At 76.9% G+C, this 18302-nt stretch carries 4 protein-coding genes; all 4 read right to left on the bottom strand.

What is annotated here, in order from left to right; genetic code table 11:
* Positions 1–19 precede the first annotated feature (19 nt).
* The 4 genes from ACFVVU_RS10120 to ACFVVU_RS10105 are packed head-to-tail and all read right to left on the bottom strand — an operon-like array spanning position 20 to position 17820.
* Complete coding sequence (locus ACFVVU_RS10120) at positions 20–3385, bottom strand: amino acid adenylation domain-containing protein (protein ID WP_387789084.1); 3366 nt, start codon at positions 3383–3385, stop codon at positions 20–22.
* The gene (locus ACFVVU_RS10115) at positions 3378–6731 is read right to left on the bottom strand and encodes a type I polyketide synthase (RefSeq protein ID WP_387789083.1); all 3354 of its coding nucleotides are present in this window, start codon (positions 6729–6731) and stop codon (positions 3378–3380) included. The genes ACFVVU_RS10120 and ACFVVU_RS10115 overlap by 8 nt, the downstream gene beginning before the upstream one ends.
* Positions 6728–11434, bottom strand: coding sequence for a beta-ketoacyl synthase N-terminal-like domain-containing protein (locus tag ACFVVU_RS10110; RefSeq protein WP_387789081.1), 4707 nt, complete (start codon positions 11432–11434; stop codon positions 6728–6730). Before ACFVVU_RS10110 ends, ACFVVU_RS10115 begins: the two co-directional genes overlap by 4 nt.
* 5 nt (positions 11435–11439) lie before the next feature.
* The gene (locus ACFVVU_RS10105) at positions 11440–17820 is read right to left on the bottom strand and encodes an SDR family NAD(P)-dependent oxidoreductase (RefSeq protein WP_387789079.1); all 6381 of its coding nucleotides are present in this window, start codon (positions 17818–17820) and stop codon (positions 11440–11442) included.
* Positions 17821–18302 lie beyond the last annotated feature (482 nt).

Below are 18302 nucleotides of genomic sequence, written 5' to 3'. Positions count from 1 at the left end.
GCCCTCTCACATCGGTGCCTCAGGAACGGGCGCGGCGCGCGGCCGCCTGTTGCCGCCGGGCTCCGGCCCGGCGTCGGTGCTCCGCGCGTTCCCGCGCGTCCGGTCCGGGGGCCGCGGACGGCTCCCCCTCGGACCGGCTCAGGTGGGCGGCCAGCGAGGCCACCGTCGGGTGCTGGAACAGTTCGACCATCGACACCCGGTGTCCGGTGTCCGCGGCGAGCAGCGAGCGCAGCTCGGCCATCAGCAGCGAGTGCCCGCCGAGGTCGAAGAAGTTGTCGTGGGCGCCGACCCGCTCGATCCCCAGCACCTTGCGCCAGAGTCCGGCCAGCGTGCGCTCCAGTCCGGCCCCGGGCGCGGCGAACGGCGCGGCCCCGGGCCGCTCCTCCGCCGGCTCGGGCAGCGCGGCGCGGTCCACCTTGCCGCTCGGGGTGAGCGGCAGGGCGTCCAGCACCGCGAACGCGGCGGGCACCATGTAGCCGGGCAGCCGCTCGCGCAGATGGACGGCCAGCTCGGCGGGCCCGGGCGCCCCGGCGGCCGTGTGCACGGTCAGATGGGCGATCAGCCGCACGTCCCCGGACCGGTGCTCGCGGGCCGTCACCACCGCTTCGCGCACCGCGGGGTGCGCGGTCAGCGCGGCCTCGATCTCGCCCAGCTCGATCCGCAGGCCGCGCAGCTTCACCTGGTGGTCCAGCCGGCCCAGGAACTCCAGCGCGCCGTCCTCGCGGAACCGCGCCAGGTCCCCCGTCCGGTAGAGCCGCGCTGCCGGGTCCGGGTCGAACGGGTCCGGCACGAAACGCTCGGCGGTCAGCTCGGGCCGGTCGAGGTAGCCGCGGGCCAGGCCCCGGCCGCCGATGTGCAGCTCCCCGGGCACCCCGACCGGCAGCGGGCGCATCGCCCCGTCCAGTACATGGATCCGGGTGTTGGCGATCGGCCGGCCGATCGGCACCGGGCGGTGCGGGTCCGGGTCCGGGCCGCAGGTCCAGTGGGTGACGTCGACGGCCGCCTCGGTCGGGCCGTACAGGTTGTACAGCCGGGCCCCGGAGCGGGCCAGGAAGCGGTCCTGGAGGTCGCGCGGCAGCGCCTCGCCGCTGCACACCACCCGGCGCAGCGCGGTGCACTCCTCCACCGGCTCCCGCAGGAAGGCCTGCAGCATGGACGGCACGAAGTGCACCGTCGTCACCCGCTCCGAGCGGATCGTGCGGACCAGGTAGCCCGGGTCCCGGTGGCCCTCCGGGCGGGCCAGCACGAGTGTGGCGCCGGCGGCCAGCGGCCAGAAGAACTCCCACACCGACACGTCGAAGGAGAACGGCGTCTTCTGCAGCACCCGGTCGGTGGCGTCCAGCCGGTAGGCGTCCTGCATCCACAGCAGCCGGTTGCGGATCGCCGCGTGCACGTTCATGACGCCCTTGGGCAGGCCGGTGGAGCCGGAGGTGTAGATGACGTAGGCGAGGTCCTCGCCGCCGACCTCGACGTCCGGGGCGGTGTCGGGCTCGTCGCCCGGCGCGGCCTCGAACTCCTCCACGCACAGCACCTCGGCCTCGACCTCCGGCAGCCGCCCCAGCACCCGGCGCTGGGCGAGCAGCACCGGCACCCGGGCGTCGCGCACCATGTGCTCCAGCCGGGCGGCCGGCAGCTCCGGGTCCAGCGGCAGGTAGGCGCCGCCGGCCTTGAGCACCGCCAGCAGCGCCACCACCAGCTCCGGCGAGCGCTCCATCCCGACGCCCACCACCACGTCCCGGCCCACGCCGAGCGCGCGCAGCCGGTGCGCCAGCCGGTTGGCCCGCCGGTCCAGCTCGCGGTAGCCGACGGAGCGCCCCTCGAAGCGCAGCGCCTCGGCCTCCGGATCGAGCCGGGCCCGCTCCTCGAAGGCCCGGTGGATCCAGCCCGCCTCGGCCGGCCACTCCCGTTCGGTGGCGTTGAACTCCTCCACCACCCGGCGGCGTTCGCCCTCCGTCAGCAGCTCCAGCCGCTCCACCGGGCACTGCGGATCCGCGACCGCCTGCTCGGCCAGCCGGCGGAAGTGCGCGGCCAGCCGCTCGACGGTGGACTCGTCGAACAGGTCGCGGTCGTACTCGAACCAGCCGCTCAGCCCGCCGTCCCGGTCGAAGGCCTGCAGCTCCAGGTCGAAGCGCGCGCCGCCGCTGCGCACCAGCACCTGCTCCAGTCGCGCGCCGCCCAGGGTGAGGTCCGGCACCGCCTCGCGGCCGTAGGCGAAGCTCACCTGGTACACCGGCGGGCGGCTGAGGTCACGGGCCGTGCCCAGCTCCCCGACCACCAGCTCGAACGGCACCTCCTGGTGCTCGTAGGCGCCCAGGCAGGCCGCGCGCACCCGCTCCAGCACCTCGGTGAACGACGGGTCGCCGCCCAGCTCGGTGCGGATCGGCAGGGTGTTGACGAAGTAGCCGATCAGCGGCTCCAGTTCGGGCCGGTCGCGGACGGCGGTGGGCACGCCCACCACCACGTCCCGCTGTCGGCTGTACCGGGCGAGCAGCACGGTGAAGACGGCCAGCAGCGCCATGTAGGTGGTCGCGCCGCGCCGGTGGGCGAGCGCGGCCAGCTCCCGCATCAGCGGCTCGGGCAGCTCGAACGGCAGCGCGCCGCCGCGGAAGCCCTGCACGGCGGGCCGCGGCCGGTCCGTCGGCAGCTCCAGCGCCGCCGGCGCCCCGGCCAGCCGCTCCCGCCAGTACGCCAACTGCCCGGCCCAGCGGCCCTTCTCCTGCTGCTCGCGCTGCCAGACCGCGAAGTCGGCGTACTGCACCGGAAGCTCCGGCAGCGGCGAGGGCCGGCCCTCGGCGAACGCCGCGTACAGCGCGGCGAGTTCGGACAGCAGCACCCAGAACGACCAGCGGTCCGAGACCAAGTGGTGCAGCGCCAGGACGAGCACCGACTCGTGCTCGCCGGTGCGCAGCAGCGTCAGCCGCACCGGCGGCCCGGTCTCCAGGTCGAACGGCTCGCCGATCGCCGCCGCCGTGATCCGCTCCTCCAGTCCGGCCGCCGTCAGCCCGGCGCCGCGCAGGTCGACCACCGGCAGCTCCGGCGCCGGCAGCGGCCGCACCACCTGGACCGGGCGGCCCTCGCGCAGCCCGAAGGCGGTGCGCAGCGCCTCGTGCCGGCGGACCACCTCGGCGAACGCCGCGCGCAGCACCCCGGCGTCCACCGGGCCGCGCACCCGCACCGCGCCCGGCACCACGTACGCCGGGTTGTCGGGGCGGACCTGCTCCAGGAACCACATGCCCTGCTGGAACACCGAGAGCGGGAAGACGTCCTCGGCCGGGCCGTCCGCGGCGGGGCCGTCCGCCGTCCGCCGCTTCTCGGCGAGCAGCTGCTCCAGGCGCGCCCGCTGCTGCGGGGTCAGCGCGGCGAGGCGTTCGTCGAGCTCAGCCATCGGACCGCTCCGTCTCTCCGGTGACCTGGTCCAGCAGGGCGAGCAGCTCGGCGTCGCGGTCCGCGGAGCGGGCCACCCGACGGATCGTCGCGTCCTCGTCGGCCTGCTCCGGGCGTGACCCGGCGGCGAGCCCGGCGACCACCTGCTCGGCCAGGCTCCGCACGGTGGCGCCCTTGAGGAAGTCGGCCACCGTCACCTTGACGCCGAGGCGGCCCTGGATCTCGTTGCGCAGCTCCACCGCCATCAGCGAGTCCAGCCCGAGGCCCGACAGCGGCGCGTCGGCGTCCACGGTGGCCGCGCGCGAGCCCAGGGCGGTGCGCACCCCGGTGGTCAGCCCGGCGACCAGGGTGTCGACGCGCTGCTCGGCGGGGGCCTTCAGCAGCTCCTCGGCGGTCGGCAGGGCGCTCGCCGCTGCCCTGCCGGGCGCACCGCGCAGCGGCGCCGGATGCTCGGGCGCCCCGTCCGCGCGCTCACGGCGGGCCGGGCGCTCCGGCCGGTCCGGGCGGCCCGCCCGGACCGGGTCCCGACGGGTGGTCCGCGCGGGGGTGACCTCGCCGCTGGGCTCGTGCCAGCAGCGGGTGGCGGCGAACGGGTAGTGCGGCAGGGGCGTGCGCGCCCGCGCGTAGTCGCGGTCGAAACCGGCCCAGTCGACCTCCGCCCCCTCCACGTACAGCCGGCCCAGGCTCCCCAGCAGGATCTCCCAGTCGTCGTACTTGGGCCGCAGGCTGGGCAGCATCAGCACGTCGTCGCCGGTCAGCACCTCGCGGACCAGGCCCAGCAGGGTCGGTGCCGGGCCGACCTCCAGGAAGGTGCGGTAGCCCAGCTCGTGCAGCGAGCGCACCCCGTCGGCGAAGAGCACCGGCTGCCGGGCGTGGCCCAGCCAGTAGTCGGTGTCCAGCGGCCGGTCCCACGGCCAGAGCCCGCCGGTCAGGTTGGACACCAGCGGCAGTCGCGGCGCGCCGAAGGCGACCTTCTCCAGGGCCGTGCGCAGCGGCTCCAGCACCGGCTCGACCAGCGGGGAGTGCGAGGAGGTGGAGATCCGCAGCCGGCGCACCTCGGCGCCACGCGCGGTGAACGTCTCGCAGAGCGCGTCGACCACCTCCCGCACCCCGGAGACGGTGGTGTTGGCCGGGCCGTTCACGGCGGCCACCGCCACCAGCGCGGCGTCATGGCGGGCGACCTCCGCGGCGACCTCCTCGGCCGGGGCGGAGATCGCGGCCATCGCGCCGGACTCGGCGAGCCGCTGCAGCAGCCGGCCGCGCTCGGCGACCAGCCGCAGCCCGTCCTCCAGCGGCATCGCCCCCGCGAAGCAGGCGGCGGTGTACTCGCCGAGACTGTGCCCGACCACGGCGGCCGGCTCCACGCCCCAGGAGCGCCACAGCTCGGCCAGCGCGTACTCCACGGCGAACAGGCCGGGCTGCGCGAACTCCATGGTGTCGATCAGTCCGGCGTCCGCCGCCGAGGCCGGGTACACGGCGGACAGCAGCGGGGCCGGCAGGACGTCGCGCAGGATCTCGTCGCAGCGCTCCAGGGTGCGCCGGAAGGAGGGCTGGGTCTCGAACAACTGCCGGGCCATGCCCGCGCGTTGCGGCCCCTGGCCGGTGAACAGGAAGACCGGTTCGGCGCCGCCGGGGCCGTCGCCCCGGGCGGTGCCCAGCAGCAGGCCCTCGCCCGGGTCGTCCCGGACGAAGTCGGCCAGCCGGTCGGCGAGTTCGCCGGTGGAGGCGCCTACCGCGGCGAGCCGGTGCGGGAAGTGCGAGCGGCCGGTGCCGGCCGAGAAGCACAGGTCGGGCGCGGCCTGCGGGTCGGCCGCCGCCAGCCGGTCCTGGTAGCGGCGGGCCAGCTTGAGCAGCGCGCCGCCGCTCTTCGCCGACAGGGCCAGTACGGACAGCGGGCGGCCGGCGTCCGGCTCCGCGGCCGGGCGCGGCGGCGCCTGCTCGACGATCAGATGGGCGTTGGTGCCGCTGAAGCCGAAGCTGCTCACCCCCGCCGTGCGCGGCCCCGCGCCCTCGGGCCACGGGGTCGGGGCGGTCGGGACGGCGAAGGTGGTCCCGTCGAAGGAGATGTGCGGATTGAGCTCCCCGAAGTGCAGGTTCGGCGGGATCAGCCCGCGGTCCACGCACAGGAGGGCCTTGATCAGCCCGGCGATCCCGGCGGCCGCCTCCAGGTGGCCGAGGTTGGTCTTCACCGCGCCCAGGTAGAGCGGCGCGCCCTCGGCGCGGCCGTAGACCTCGGCCAGCGCCGCCACCTCGATCGGGTCGCCCAGCTTGGTGCCGGCGCCGTGCGTCTCGATGTAGCCGAGCCGCTCCGGCCCGATGCCGGCGGCGGCCAGGGCGTGCCGGAACACCTCGCGCTGCGCGGCCCCGTTCGGCGCGGTCAGTCCGGAGCTGCGCCCGTCCTGGTTGACGGCCGAGCCGCGGATCACCGCGAGCACCCGGTCGCCGTCGCGCTGCGCGTCGGAGAGCCGCTTGAGCACCACGATGCCGCAGCCCTCGCTGCGCACGAAGCCGTTGGCCGCCGCGTCGAAGGTCTTGCAGCGGCCGTCGTCGGCGAGCATCTCCGGGAACTGCGAGAAGGAGATCGCCGCGTCGGGGGAGACCACCGCGTTGACGCCGCCGGCCATCGCCAGGTCGCACTCGCCGAGGCGCAGGTTCTGGCAGGCCTGGTGCACGGCGACCAGCGAGGAGGAGCACGCGGTGTCGACCGAGACGCTCGGCCCGCGCAGGTCCAGCAGGTAGGAGAGCCGGCCGCTGGCGATGCTGTGGGCGACGCCGGTGCTGGCGTGGGCGGTGATGTCGGCCGGCTCGCGGAACACCAGCCCGGCGTAGTCGTTGCTGCAGATGCCGAGGAACACCCCGGTGCGGCTGCCGGCCAGCGCGTGCGGGGCCTGCCCGGCGTCCTCCAGGGCCTCCCAGGCGACCTCCAGGACCAGGCGCTGCTGGGGGTCCATGGAGACGGCCTCGCGGCGGGAGATGCCGAAGAACTCGTGGTCGAAGCGGTCGATCCGGTCCAGGAAGCCGCCCCAGCGGGTGCTGTGCCGGCCGGGGGTGCGCGGCCGCTCGTCGTAGTAGGCGTCGACGTCCCAGCGGTCGGCCGGGATCTCGCCGATCGCGTCGGTGCCGGCGGTCAGCAGCTCCCAGTACGCGTCCGGGTCGCCCACGCCGCCGGGGAAGCGGCAGCCGACGCCGACGACGGCGATCGGCTCGGTCCGGGCCCGCTCGTGGGCGTCGATCCGGTGCTGCATCCGCTCCATCGTCAGATAGGCGCGCTTCATCGCCGTCATGGACGCGGACCGGTCGTCGGGCTCGGGCGTGGCGGGCCGGGTGGTGTCGTCGTGTGTGGTCATCGTCCCTGTCCCCGGTCGGTCGGATCGGCATCGGCATCGGCAGCGGCGTCGAACTGCTCGGTCTTGGCGAGGAGGAGGGCTTCGAGCTCGCTCTCCGAGAGGCCGTCGAGGTCGACGAGTTCGACGGCGGCGGGAGTGGTGGCGGGGGTGGCGACGGCAGCGGGTGCGGCCGGGGCGGCGGTCTCCCGCGTCGCGGCGGGCCCGGCCGGGGCGGGGCCGTTCACCGGGGCCTCCAGCGGGATCCCCATGCGCTCGGCGAGGAACGGCACCAGCGCGTCCAGCGTCGGGTACTGCCAGCCGAGGGTGGCGGGCAGCGGCACGCCGAGCGACAGCTCCAGCCGCGAGCGCAGCTCCAGGGTGCGCATGGAGTCGAAGCCGAGACCGGCCAGCGGCGCCGAGGCGTCGACCGCGGCGGCGTCCGCGCCGGGCCCGTCCAGCACCCGGGCGGCCAGCTCCCGGCAGTGGCGGACCAGCAGGGCCCGGCGGCGCCGGCCCGGCTCGACCTCCAGCAGCCGTCGGCGGATCGCCGCCCCGCCGTCGGCCTCCGCCTCGGGCGCGCCGTCGCCGGTCGCCGAGGCCCGGACCACCGCGGCCGGGCTGCCCAGCAGCCGGGCGAGCGAACCGAGGCCCTCGCCGTCGACGCTCAGCGCGGGCAGGCCGAGTGCCCGGCGGTGCGCGGCGAGTGCGTCCAGGCAGGCGCCGAGCGCGCTCTCGCGGCCCGGCCCGGTGTCCGGGTCGCACAGGATGAAGAAGTCCAACTCCAGTGCGGCCGTGGCGAGATGGAGCCGCCAGGCCTCGGCGGCCCGGGCCGCCGAGGCGCGCAGCGGGTCCTCCTGTGCGGCGGTGTCCTGGGAGGCGGCGTTCTGCGGGGCGCCCGCCAGATGCACCACCCCGGCCAGGTCGAGCCCGGCCGGCAGCGCCGCCGCCTCCTCGCCGCGCGTCGGGTCCGCGACCGTCAGCGTGACCTCCACGCCCCGGGCGCGCAGCCCGGTCACCGCCTCGGCGGCCGGGCCGGCGTCGGCGCCGGGGGAGCGCAGCAGGACGATCCGGCGCGCGCCCAGCTCCGCGAGGCGCCCGGCCGCCGCCAGCGCGGCGGGTGTCGTCCCGCCGGTCACCAGGTAGCCGGCCCGCGCCGCCCGGACCACCGCGGGGCTCGGCGGCACCGCGATCTCCGGCGCCGGCTCCGGGCGCAGCACCAGCTTGCCCAGGTGCCGGGCCTGCGCCATGGCGGCGAACGCCTCCCGGGCCTCGCCGAACGGGCGGGTGGTGACCGGCAGCGGACCGAACTCGCCGGTCTCGAAGCCCCGCACCACCTCCGCGAACAGCTCGGCGAGCAGCTCCGGCCGGGCGTGGAAGGTGTGGTCGAGGTCGACCGCGAACAGCGCGCGGTTCCCCTTGAGGTGGCCGAGGCCGATCGGGCTGTCGTCGAAGATGTCGCGCTTGCCCAGCTCGACGAACCGCCCGCCCGGCGCCAGCAGTGCCAGTCCGCGCCGCAGCGCCTCCCCGGTCAGCGAGTTGAGCACCACGTCGACCCCGCGGCCGTCGGTGGCCTCGGCGAGCTCGTCGGCGAAGGCCGTCGAGCGCGAGTCCATCACCCGCTCGATGCCGCCCAGTTCGCGCAGGAAGCTGCGCTTGTCCGGCGTCCCGGCGGTGGCGAACACCCGCGCCCCGCGGCGCCGGGCCACCGCCAGCGCGGCCAGCCCCACCCCGCCGCTCGCCGAGTGGATCAGCACCGTCTCGCCCGCCCGCAGCCGGGCCAGGTGTTCGAGGCCGTAGACGGCGGTCAGGAAGGCGATCGGCACGGCCGCCGCCTGCTCGTCGTCCAGCGCCCCCGGCTGCGGCGCCACCAGGTGCGCCTCGGTGGTGGCGTACGCCGCCAGCGCGGAGGGCACCACGGCCATCACCCGGTCGCCGGCCCGGAAGTGCTCGACGCCCGCGCCGACCGCGCTGATCCGGCCCGCGCACTCGACACCCAGCGGGACGCTGCCGGCGGCGCCGGGGTAGGCGCCCATCGCCTTGAGCACGTCGCTGAAGTTCAGCCCGGCCGCCGCGATCTCGATCTCCACCTGCCCGGGCCCGGGCGCCGTCCGCTCCCAGCGGGTCGGCGTCAGGCTCTCCAGCAGGCCCGGACGGACCGCCAGGATCCGGTGGTTGGTGTCCAGCTCCGGATCGAACGGCCGCCGCTGCCAGCCGGGCTCGGTGCCGTCCGCGGAGTCCTGGGGCACCCGGACCGGGACGTGGCGGACCGGGCCGCGCAGCGCGGCCGACTCCTCCCCGGCGGGGCGCAGCAGCACGTCCAGCAGCCGGGCCGGGTCGTCCCCGGCCGGGTCCGGGTCGAGGTCGACGAGCAGCGGGCGGGGCGCGCCGGGCCCCTCCGCGGCGGGGCCCCGGAGCAGCGCCTGGGCCGGGTCGGGCGCCGGGTCCCGCTCGCTCACCCGCTGCGCGCCCCGGGTGAGCAGGGTCAGCCGCGGGGCGCCGGGCAGGCCCTCCTCGGCCAGCTCCCGGAGCAGTTGGAACGCCGGGCGCACGGCGTGCTCGCGCTCCTCGGTGAGCGGGAACGGCGCGGGTCCGTCCGGGCCGGACACGGTGTCCAGGCCCCAGGCGTAGACCAGCCCGGCCCACGGCTCGTCGCCGGCCGCCCGCAGCTCCTTGAGCAGGGCGGTGAGGTCCTCCGGGCGGCGCGGGTCGAGTTCGTGGCGCAGCGGGTCCAGCCGCCGCGACCGCTCGCCGGGGGTCACGGTCACCCAGCTGCCGCGCCGGGCGACCAGTTCGGCGCCGAGCGCCGCGGCGACGCCGGTGCGGTCGGCGAACAGCAGCCACCGGCCGGGCGCGCCGCTCGGGGGAGCGGTGGCGCCGTCCTCGGCGGGGGCCCACTCCAGCGCGAACAGGGCGTGCCGTGCCTCGTCGGGGGTCTCGGCGGCGGTGACGCCGGCCGTGGCGGCACCAGGGACAGGGGCGGCGGCGGGTGCGGCCGGCGGCGGCAGGTCGGCCGGCTCGGGGGCGTGCCGGCGGCGCTGCCACGGGTATGTCGGCAGGTCCAGCACGGCCCGGGGCGGCGTCGGCGCCCCGTCGTGCTCCGCCTCGCCCTCGCCGGGCGCGGCCCCGGACGGCGACCCGCCCTCGGCGAGCGCCTGGAGCTCCCGCAGCGCGCCGCCCCGGTCGCCGGCCGTGATCAGGGCCCGCAGCCGGTGCCGGGCCCGCCCGGCGCCCGCCGAGTACGCGAACGCCGGGTAGGCGCCCTCCGGCAGCCCGGCCAGCCGGTCGCGCAGGGCGGTGGCCAGTGCCCGCAGCGCCTCCGGGGTCCGGGCGGACAGCTCGAAGCCGTCGACCGGGCCCGCCGGCGCGGAGGCCGCGCCCTCGTCCCCGGCCGCGCCGAGGACCACCTGCGCGTTGGTGCCGCCCATGCCGAAGGCGCTGACCACGGCGTGCCGCCCGGCCCGCTCCGGCCACGGCCGCAGCGCCGTCGGCAGGGTGATGCCGGTGCCGTCCAGGTCGATCAGCGGGTTGAGGGTGGCGAAGTTCACCAGCGGCGGCACCTCGCGCCGCTGCAGGCAGAGCACCGCCTTGACCAGCCCGATCACCCCGGCCGCCGACTCCGGGTGCCCCAGGTTGGCCTTGACCGAGCCGACCGCCAGCTCGGCTCCGCCGTTGCGGCGGCCCAGCGCGGCGGCGATCGCCTCCATCTCGATGGTGTCCCCGAGCGAGGTGCCCGTGCCGTGCGCCTCCACCAGGCCGATGTCGGCGGGGGAGAGCCCGGCGTCCGCCAGCACCGCCTCGGTCAGCGCCACCTCCGACAGCACGTTGGGCGCCGTGAAGCCGGTCGAGCGGCCGGTCTGGTTCACCGCCGAGCCGTGCACCACCGCGTGCACCCGGTCGCCGTCGCGCCGCGCGTCCTCCAGCCGCTTGAGGACCAGCACGCCGCAGCCCTCGCCCCGGGTGAAGCCGTTCGCCCGGGCGTCGAACGGGCTGCACCGCCCGTCCGGCGAGAGCGTGCCCGCCAGCTGGTGCAGCCGGGTCGCCCGCGGCGAGAGCACCAGGTTCACCCCGCCGGCCAGCGCCACGTCGCACTCCCGGCGGGCCAGCGCCTGGCGCGCCAGGTGCACCGAGACCAGCGAGGACGAGCAGGCGGTGTCCACCGTGATGGCCGGACCGGCCAGGCCCAGCGCGTACGCGACCCGGCCCACCGTGAAGCAGTGGCCGTTGCCGCCCGCCCAGTGGGTGTCCAGCTCGCCCCGGTGCCAGTCCCAGTACTCCTGCCCGGTGACCCCGACGAACAGCCCGGTGCGGGCCGCGTCCAGCCGGTCCGGCGGGAGCGCCGCGTTCTCCAGCGCCTCCCAGGCGACCTCCAGCAGCAGCCGCTGCTGCGGGTCGGTGCCGCGGGCCTCCTCGGCGCTCATGCCGAAGAACTCCGCGTCGAAGTCCATCACCTCGTCCAGGAAGCCGCCGGTGTGCGGCAGCCGCTCCCACTCGGCGGCGAACGGCCCGCGCCGCCCGGCGGGCAGCGGGCCCACCAGGTCGCGGCCGCCGGCCAGCGCCGCCCAGTAGCCGTCCAGGTCGGCGATGCCGCCCGGCAGCCGCAGGCCGATGCCGACCACGGCCAGCGGGCCGGTGCCGCTCGCGGCGTCCAGCTGCGCCCGCAGTTTGCGGACGGTGTCCAGCGCCCTGGTCAGCGGGGTGGGCGCGGAGGTCTGCTGCTCCGTCATCGCGCTCAGCCCTCGCCGTCCGTGGCCGCGACCTGCCCGGCGGGCCCGTCCGCCGGGTCGCCCGCGCTCTCGCCCAGCAGCCGCTCCGCCAGCACGGCCGACAGCGCCCGGGGCGTGCCGTACGTCCACAGCAGGGTCGGCGACAGCCGCAGCCCGAACGCCGCCTCCAGCCGGTTGCGCAGCTCCAGGCCCATCAGCGAGTCCAGCCCGAGCGACTTGAACGGCGTGTCCCGGTCGATCGCCCCGGCGTCCAGCCGCAGCACCCGCCCGGCCAGCTCCTGCACCTTGGTCTCCAGCAGCTCCGGCCACCGCTCCTCGGGCGCCGCCCGCAGCTCGGCGAGGAAGGCCGCGCCCGCGCTGCTGCCGCCGCCCCCGTGCCGGGCCAGCTCGCGCAGCGCGCTCCAGCTCTCCAGCGTCACCGCGTCGGGGTACGCCTCCAGGTACTGCCGCAGGTCGATCGGCACATAGGCGACCACCGGCTCGTCCCCGGCGAGGAAGCCCTCCAGGGCCCGCCACGCCTCCTCGGTGGAGAAGCCGGCCATGCCGCGCTCCGCAAGCCTGGCGCCGCGGTTGTCCTCGGCGGCGGCCAGGCCGACGTCGCTGAACGGCCCCCACTGCACGCTCAGCGCCGGTTGCCCGCGCCGGCGCCGGTCCACCGCCAGCGCGTCCATGAAGGCGTTGCCCGCCGCGTAGGCCGCCTGCCCGGCGTTGCCGAACAGCGCCGCCGCCGAGGAGAACAGCAGGAAGAAGTCCAGCGGGTCGCCCTCGGTCACCGCGTCCAGGTTGACCGCGCCGTCCACCTTGGGCGCCAGCACCCGGTGCAGCTGCTCCGGCGTCAGATTGAGCACCGTCGCGTCGTCCAGCAGACCGGCCGCGTGCACCACACCGCGCAGCGGCGGCAGCTGCTCGCGCACCCGGCGCACCGCCTCCGGGTCGGCGACGTCCGCCGCGAAGGTCTCCACCAGCACGCCGCGCGCCCGCAGCGCCTCGATCCGGGCCACCGCGTCCTCGCGCGGCGCCGACCGCCCGACCAGCGCCAGCCGGCCCGCGCCCCGCTCGGCCATGAACTCCGCCAGCGACAGGCCGAGCGCCCCGAGGCCACCGGTGATCAGGTAGCTGCCGTCACCCCGGAACCGGCCGTCGCGCAGCGGCTCCGGGACCACCGAGGAGACCGTCGACGGGTCGGACAGCACGAACTTGCCGATGTGCCGGCCGCGCGCCATCTCCCGCATCGCCTCGGCGGCCCGCTCGAACGGGTACCGCAGCACCGGCAGCGGCAGCAGCCCGCCCGCCTCGACCTGCTCCCACACCTCGGCGAACAGCCGGGTGAACAGGGCCGGGCGGCGGGCGATCACCGCCGCGAGGTCCAGCGAGGCCAGGCTGATGCCCTTGCGGAAGGCCTCCAGGCCCAGCGTGCGCCCGCCGTAGATGTCCGCCTTGCCGACCTCCACGAACCGGCCGCCCTCGGCCAGCACCTCCAGGCCCAGCGGGATCGCCGCACCGGTCAGCGAATTGAGGACGACGTCCACGCCGCGTCCCCCGGTCGCCGCGCGCACCTGCTCCGCCCAGACGAGGTCCCGGGAGTCGAACACGTGCCGCACGCCCAGCGCGCGCAGATGGGCGCGCTTCTCCTCGGTGCCCGCGGTGGCCAGCACCTCGGCGCCGAGCAGCCGGGCCACCTCGATGGCCGCCAGTCCCAGGCCGCCGGCCGCCGAGTGGATCAGCACCGTCTCGCCGGGCGCCAGCGCGGCCAGGTGCCGCAGCCCGTACCAGGCGGTGATGGTCACTGCCGGGAACGCCGCCGCCTCCTCGTCGGCCATCCCCTGCGGGACGGGCTGCGCGTGGTCGGCGAGCACCGTCCAGTGGGTGGCCAGCGAACCGCCGCTGGTGCAGGCCACCACCCGGTCGCCGGGGGCGAAGCGCTCGACGCCCTCGCCGGTCCTGGTGACCACGCCCACGCCGTCCAGGCCCAGCAGCCGGGCGTCGGCCGAGGGGTCGGGGTAGGTGCCCATCACCTTCATCACGTCGATGAAGTTCAGCGCCGCCGCGCAGACCACGATCTCGATCTCCCCGGCGCCCGGCGCGCGCCGCTCCAGCGGGCGGAACGCCAGGCCGTCCCAGGTGCCCTGACGGTCCGGGGCGAGCCGGAACGACTGCCGCGCGGAGGTGTGCGGAGCGGGCCGGTCCGACGGCGCGGCCGCGCCGCGCACCAGCCGGCCGACCAGCCGGTCGCCGCCGCGCAGCACCACCTGGTCCGCGCCGTCCTCGGCGGCCAGTTCGGCGGCGCACCGCACCGCCCAGGCGGCGTCCGCGCCCGCCACGTCCACCAGCACCGGCCGCAGCTCGGGGTGCTCGCCGCGCAGCACCCGTACGAAGCCCCAGTACAGGGCCGCCCCCGGGTCGCCCGCGCCGCCCGTGCCGGCCGGGTCGCCCGCGTCGTCCGCCGACGGCGGCAGCTGGGCGTCCGCGGTCACCACGGCCAGCCGGGGCACCAGCGGGCGGGTCGCGCAGGCCCGCACCAGCGCGGCCAGTGCCAGCAGGCCCGCGCGCTGCGCGGCCGGACCGGCGTCCGCGTCCGGCGCCACGAAGACCACGCCGGTCAGCCCCTCGACCGAGGCCAGCCGCTCCGCCCAGACCTCGTCGCGCTCGGCCGCCGCGCCGTCGGCCACCTGGGCCAGCGCGGTGGCGCCCAGCGCGCCCAGCGCCTCGGCCAGCGCACCGGCCCGCGCCCAGGCGGCCGTGCCGCCCACCGCGTCCGCCGCGCACACCGCCCACCGGCCGTCGGCGGCCCCGGTGCTCCCCCCGGTCCCGGCGCTCCCCTCGGCCTCGGCTCCGGGGCGGGCCAGCGGCCGGAACTCCATCCGGTGGATCCGCTCGGCGTCCGCCGCGCCCGGGTCCGCCGAGGCCGCCAGGGCCTGCATCCGCAGCCCCAGCAGGCTCAGCAGCGGCCGCCGCCCGGCGTCGAACAGGAACAGGTCGACCAGCTCGCCGCCGTCCCGGCGCACCGCGTGCGACCACAGCGCGGTGACCGGCTCCGCCAGGTCCTGGTGCAGATGGATCCGGTTCACCCCGACCGGCACCGCCGCCTCCTCACCGGGGAACAGCGGGATCGACGCCTGCAGCGCCGCGTCCCACAGCGCCGGGTGCAGCCGGTGCGGGTAGCCGCCGACCAGCAGGCCCTCCGGCAGCCGCACCTCGGCCAGGCACTGCGCCGCCTCCCCGCGCAGACCCAGCACGCCCTGGAACGCCGGCCCGTAGTTCAGACCGCGCGCCGCGTTGTCCGCGTAGAACCCCTCGGCCGGGGCCGCCTCCAGGTCCAGCAGCCGCTCGGGGAAGGACGGCAGCGCGGCCGCGGTGTCCTCCGTCAGCACCCGGGCCGAGGCGTGCCGCACCCAGCCCTGGGCGCCCGGCTCCAGCGAGGAGAGCGTGAAGCTGCCCCCGCCGGTCACGTCGTCCCGCCAGCCCAGCGCCACCGTCACCGGCTCCTCGGTGAGCGTCAGATGGCTGTGCAGGCCGACGTCGGCGAGCGTGCGGTGCGCCCCGCCGGTCCGGGTCAGCGCCGTGCGCAGCGCCAGCTCCAGCATCGCGGTGCCGGGCAGCACCACCGCGTCGTACACCTTGTGGTCGCGCACCCAGGGCAGGTCGGCCGGGGCCAGCTCCAGCGTCCCCGTCCACGCGCCCTGCTCGGTCACCGACGGCATGAGCCGCAGCGCCTCGCCGGCGCCGCCCGCGGTCCGCCGCCGGGGCGGCTCCACCCAGTGGGCGGTCCGCTGCCACGGGTACGGCGGCACCGGCGCCCAGGCGTCCCGGGGCAGGGAACCGAACGGCTCCAGGCCGCTCACGTACGCCCTGGCCATCGACTCGCGCACCGTGCCCGGCGAGCCCTGGTCGCGCCGCAGCGTCGACAGCACCTGCGGCGGGACCGGCCGCTGCGCCGCCAGCTGCTCCAGCGCCGGGGTGAGCACCGGGTGCGGGCTGATCTCCACCACATGGGTGACGCCGTTGTCGAACAGCCGCTCCATCGCGTCGGCGAACATCACCGGGCGGCGCAGGTTGTCCACCCAGTACCGGGCGTCCAGCTCGGGCCCCTCCAGCGGGGTCACCCGCACCGTCGACATCAGCTCGACGGCGCCGCGGCCCGGGCGCACCGACCGCAGGGCGGTCAGCAGGTCGTCCTCCAGCTCGTCCATCTGCGGGCTGTGCGAGGCGTAGTCGACGTTGACCAGGCGGCAGAAGGTGCCCTCGGCCTCCAGCAACTCCTTGAGCGCCAGCACCAGTTCGGTGTCCCCGGAGAGCACGCAGCTGTTCGGGCCGTTGTTCACGGCCAGCGACACGCCCTCCTCGAAACCTGACAGCGCCGCCTTCGTGGCGTCCAGCGAGAGGTCCACCGCCAGCATCCGGCCCTTGCCCGAGGTGCGCCGGGCGATGGCGCTGCGCCGGGCGACCACCATCGCGCCGTCCTCGTAGGAGAGGATGCCCGCCGCGGTGGCCGCGGTGACCTCGCCCTGGCTGTGGCCGACCACCACGTCCGGCTCCACGCCGGCTGCCCGCCACACCTCGCACAGGCCCAGCGAGACCGCCCACAGGGTCGGCTGCAGCATGTCGATCCGCGACAGCCACTCCTCGCCGGCCTCGCCGGAGACGACCTCCACCAGGTCCCAGTCGGTGTACGGCTCCAGGGCCCGCGCGCAGCGGCGGATCACGGCGGCGAACACCGGGTCCGAGGCCAGGAGTTCGCGGCCCATGGCGTGCCACTGGGAGCCCTGGCCGGGGAAGACGAACGCGGTGCGGCCGCGCGGCGCGGCGCGTCCGGTGACCACCCCGGCGTCGGTGGCGCCGGGGTCGGCGGCCAGTCGCTCCAGCCGCTCGGCCGCCTCGGCGGCGCCGCCGGCGGTGACGGCCGCGCGGACCGGGAACTGGTCGCGCTGCCAGGCCAGCGAGCCGGCCAGCGCCGGGAGCGCGGCGGTGCCGGAGGCCAGCAGCTCGCCCAGCTCGCGGGCGCGCTGGGCGAACGCCTGCTCGTTGTGCGCCGACACCGGCAGCAGCACCGCGCCGTCCTCCCCGGCGGGGGCCGGGGCGGCGGTGGTCCGCGGCGCCCCGGTCAGCACCACGTGCGCGTTGGTGCCGCCCCAGCCGAAGCTGCTGACCCCGAGGAAGACCTGCTCGTCGGCGGGCAGCGGCAGCGGCTCGCGCACCACCGTCAGGTTCAGCTCGTCGAAGGCGATGTCCGGGTTGAGCTCGGCGGAGTGCAGGCTCGGCGGCACCACCCCGTGGCGCAGCGACAGCAGCGCCTTGAACAGCCCGGGGATGCCGGCGGCGGCCTCCAGGTGGCCGATGTTGGTCTTCACCGAGCCGATCGGCAGCGGGCCCGCGTCCGCGCTGCGGGCCTGCCCGAGGACCCGGCCGACCGCGCCGGCCTCGATCGGGTCGCCGACGGCGGTGCCGGTGCCGTGCGCCTCCAGGTAGGCGACCCGGTCGGCCGGGATGCCCCAGTGCCGGTAGGAGTCGCGCAGCAGCCGCTCCTGGCCCAGCGGACTGGGCGCCACGACGCTCTGCCCGCCGCCGTCGTTGTTCACCGCCGTGCCGGCGATGACGCCGTGGATCCGGTCGCCGTCCGCGAGCGCGCGGGCGACGGTCTTCACGTACAGCGCGCCGACGCCCTCGCCGCGCACGAAGCCGTTGGCCCCGGCGCCGAAGGCCTTGCAGCGGCCGTCGGGGGACAGGCCGCCGAAGTGGGTGAGGCCGATCGAGGCGGTCGGGTCGAGCATCAGGGCGACGCCGCCGATGATCGCCGCGTCGACCTCGCCGGCGCGCAGCGCCTGGGCGGCGAGGTGGGCGGCCACCAGCGCGGAGGAGCAGCCGGTCTCGACGACCAGGCTGGGGCCGGTGAGGCCGAGGAAGTAGGAGACCCGGGCGGCGATCATGTCCAGCGCGTAGCCGGGCGCGGTGTGCTGGGTGACGCCGCTGCCGCTCTTGCGTCCGACGTGCTCGTAGTCGTGCCAGCCGGCGCCGACGAAGACGCCGGTGCGGGTGCCGGCCAGCGCCCGGGCCGGCGTGCCGGCGTCCTCCAGGGCCCGCCAGGCGGCCTCCAGCATCAGCCGCTGCTGGGGGTCGAGCATCTCGGCCTCGCGCGGGGAGATGCCGAAGAAGGTGGCGTCGAACTGCTCGACGTCGTCGAGGAATCCGCCGACGGCCTGGACCTCGCGCTGCGGGTCGAGCTGGGCGGTGGCGTCCCACCGGGTGGCGGGCACGGGACGGATGGCATCGTGCCGGTCCGTCAGCAGCCGCCAGAAGCTCTCGACGTCGGGGGCGTCGGGGAACCGTCCCGCCATGCCGACGACGGCCAGGGCCTGCGTCGGGTCCTGGACCACAGGGTCTGTGTGCATGTCCTCTTCCTCTGGCATCCGTGGTGAGCGGGCTTCGGTCGTGGTCCGGCACGGGGCCGGGGCGCGCGGGGGCGCACGGGAGGGCGGGGAACGTCCGGCGCGGGCGGGGGTCGGGGCCTTCCGGCGGCGCGCGGACGGTGGAGGGTGTCGGGGCAGGCGGCTGTCGGAACGGCGGACGGGGACGGCGGGACAGACGGGTACGGGTGGGCCGCCCGGGGCGGACGGGCCCCGAGCGGCAGTCGATCACCAGTGCGCATCGTGGTCCTGGCCGGTGACCGGCGACAAGGCTTTGACCTGCTTTTACTGACACTTGTCACGTCCCTGTGCCAGGGCGTCGGGTCGGCCCCCGGAGCGGGGATAGGTTGAGGGGTCACCGCATGACACGCGTAGACCCACCGACCACGCAGGTCCCGCCGCTGCCGGCGGTCCCGGCGGTCCTGGCGCGGACATGTCCGCAAGCGGACGCCGGAAGCCGTCGACGG

The sequence above is a fragment of the Kitasatospora sp. NPDC057965 genome (genome assembly GCF_042887135.1).
Taxonomy (GTDB): domain Bacteria; phylum Actinomycetota; class Actinomycetes; order Streptomycetales; family Streptomycetaceae; genus Kitasatospora.
This window is presented reverse-complemented; position numbering and strand designations above follow the sequence as displayed.

What these genes read in the sequence shown, in the direction of transcription:
- ACFVVU_RS10120 (WP_387789084.1), bottom strand. Translation starts at nt 3,385, where the DNA reads ATGGCTGAGCTCGACGAACGCCTCGCCGCGCTGACCCCGCAGCAGCGG.
- ACFVVU_RS10115 (WP_387789083.1), bottom strand. Translation starts at nt 6,731, where the DNA reads ATGACCACACACGACGACACCACCCGGCCCGCCACGCCCGAGCCCGAC.
- ACFVVU_RS10110 (WP_387789081.1), bottom strand. Translation starts at nt 11,434, where the DNA reads ATGACGGAGCAGCAGACCTCCGCGCCCACCCCGCTGACCAGGGCGCTG.
- ACFVVU_RS10105 (WP_387789079.1), bottom strand. Translation starts at nt 17,820, where the DNA reads ATGCACACAGACCCTGTGGTCCAGGACCCGACGCAGGCCCTGGCCGTC.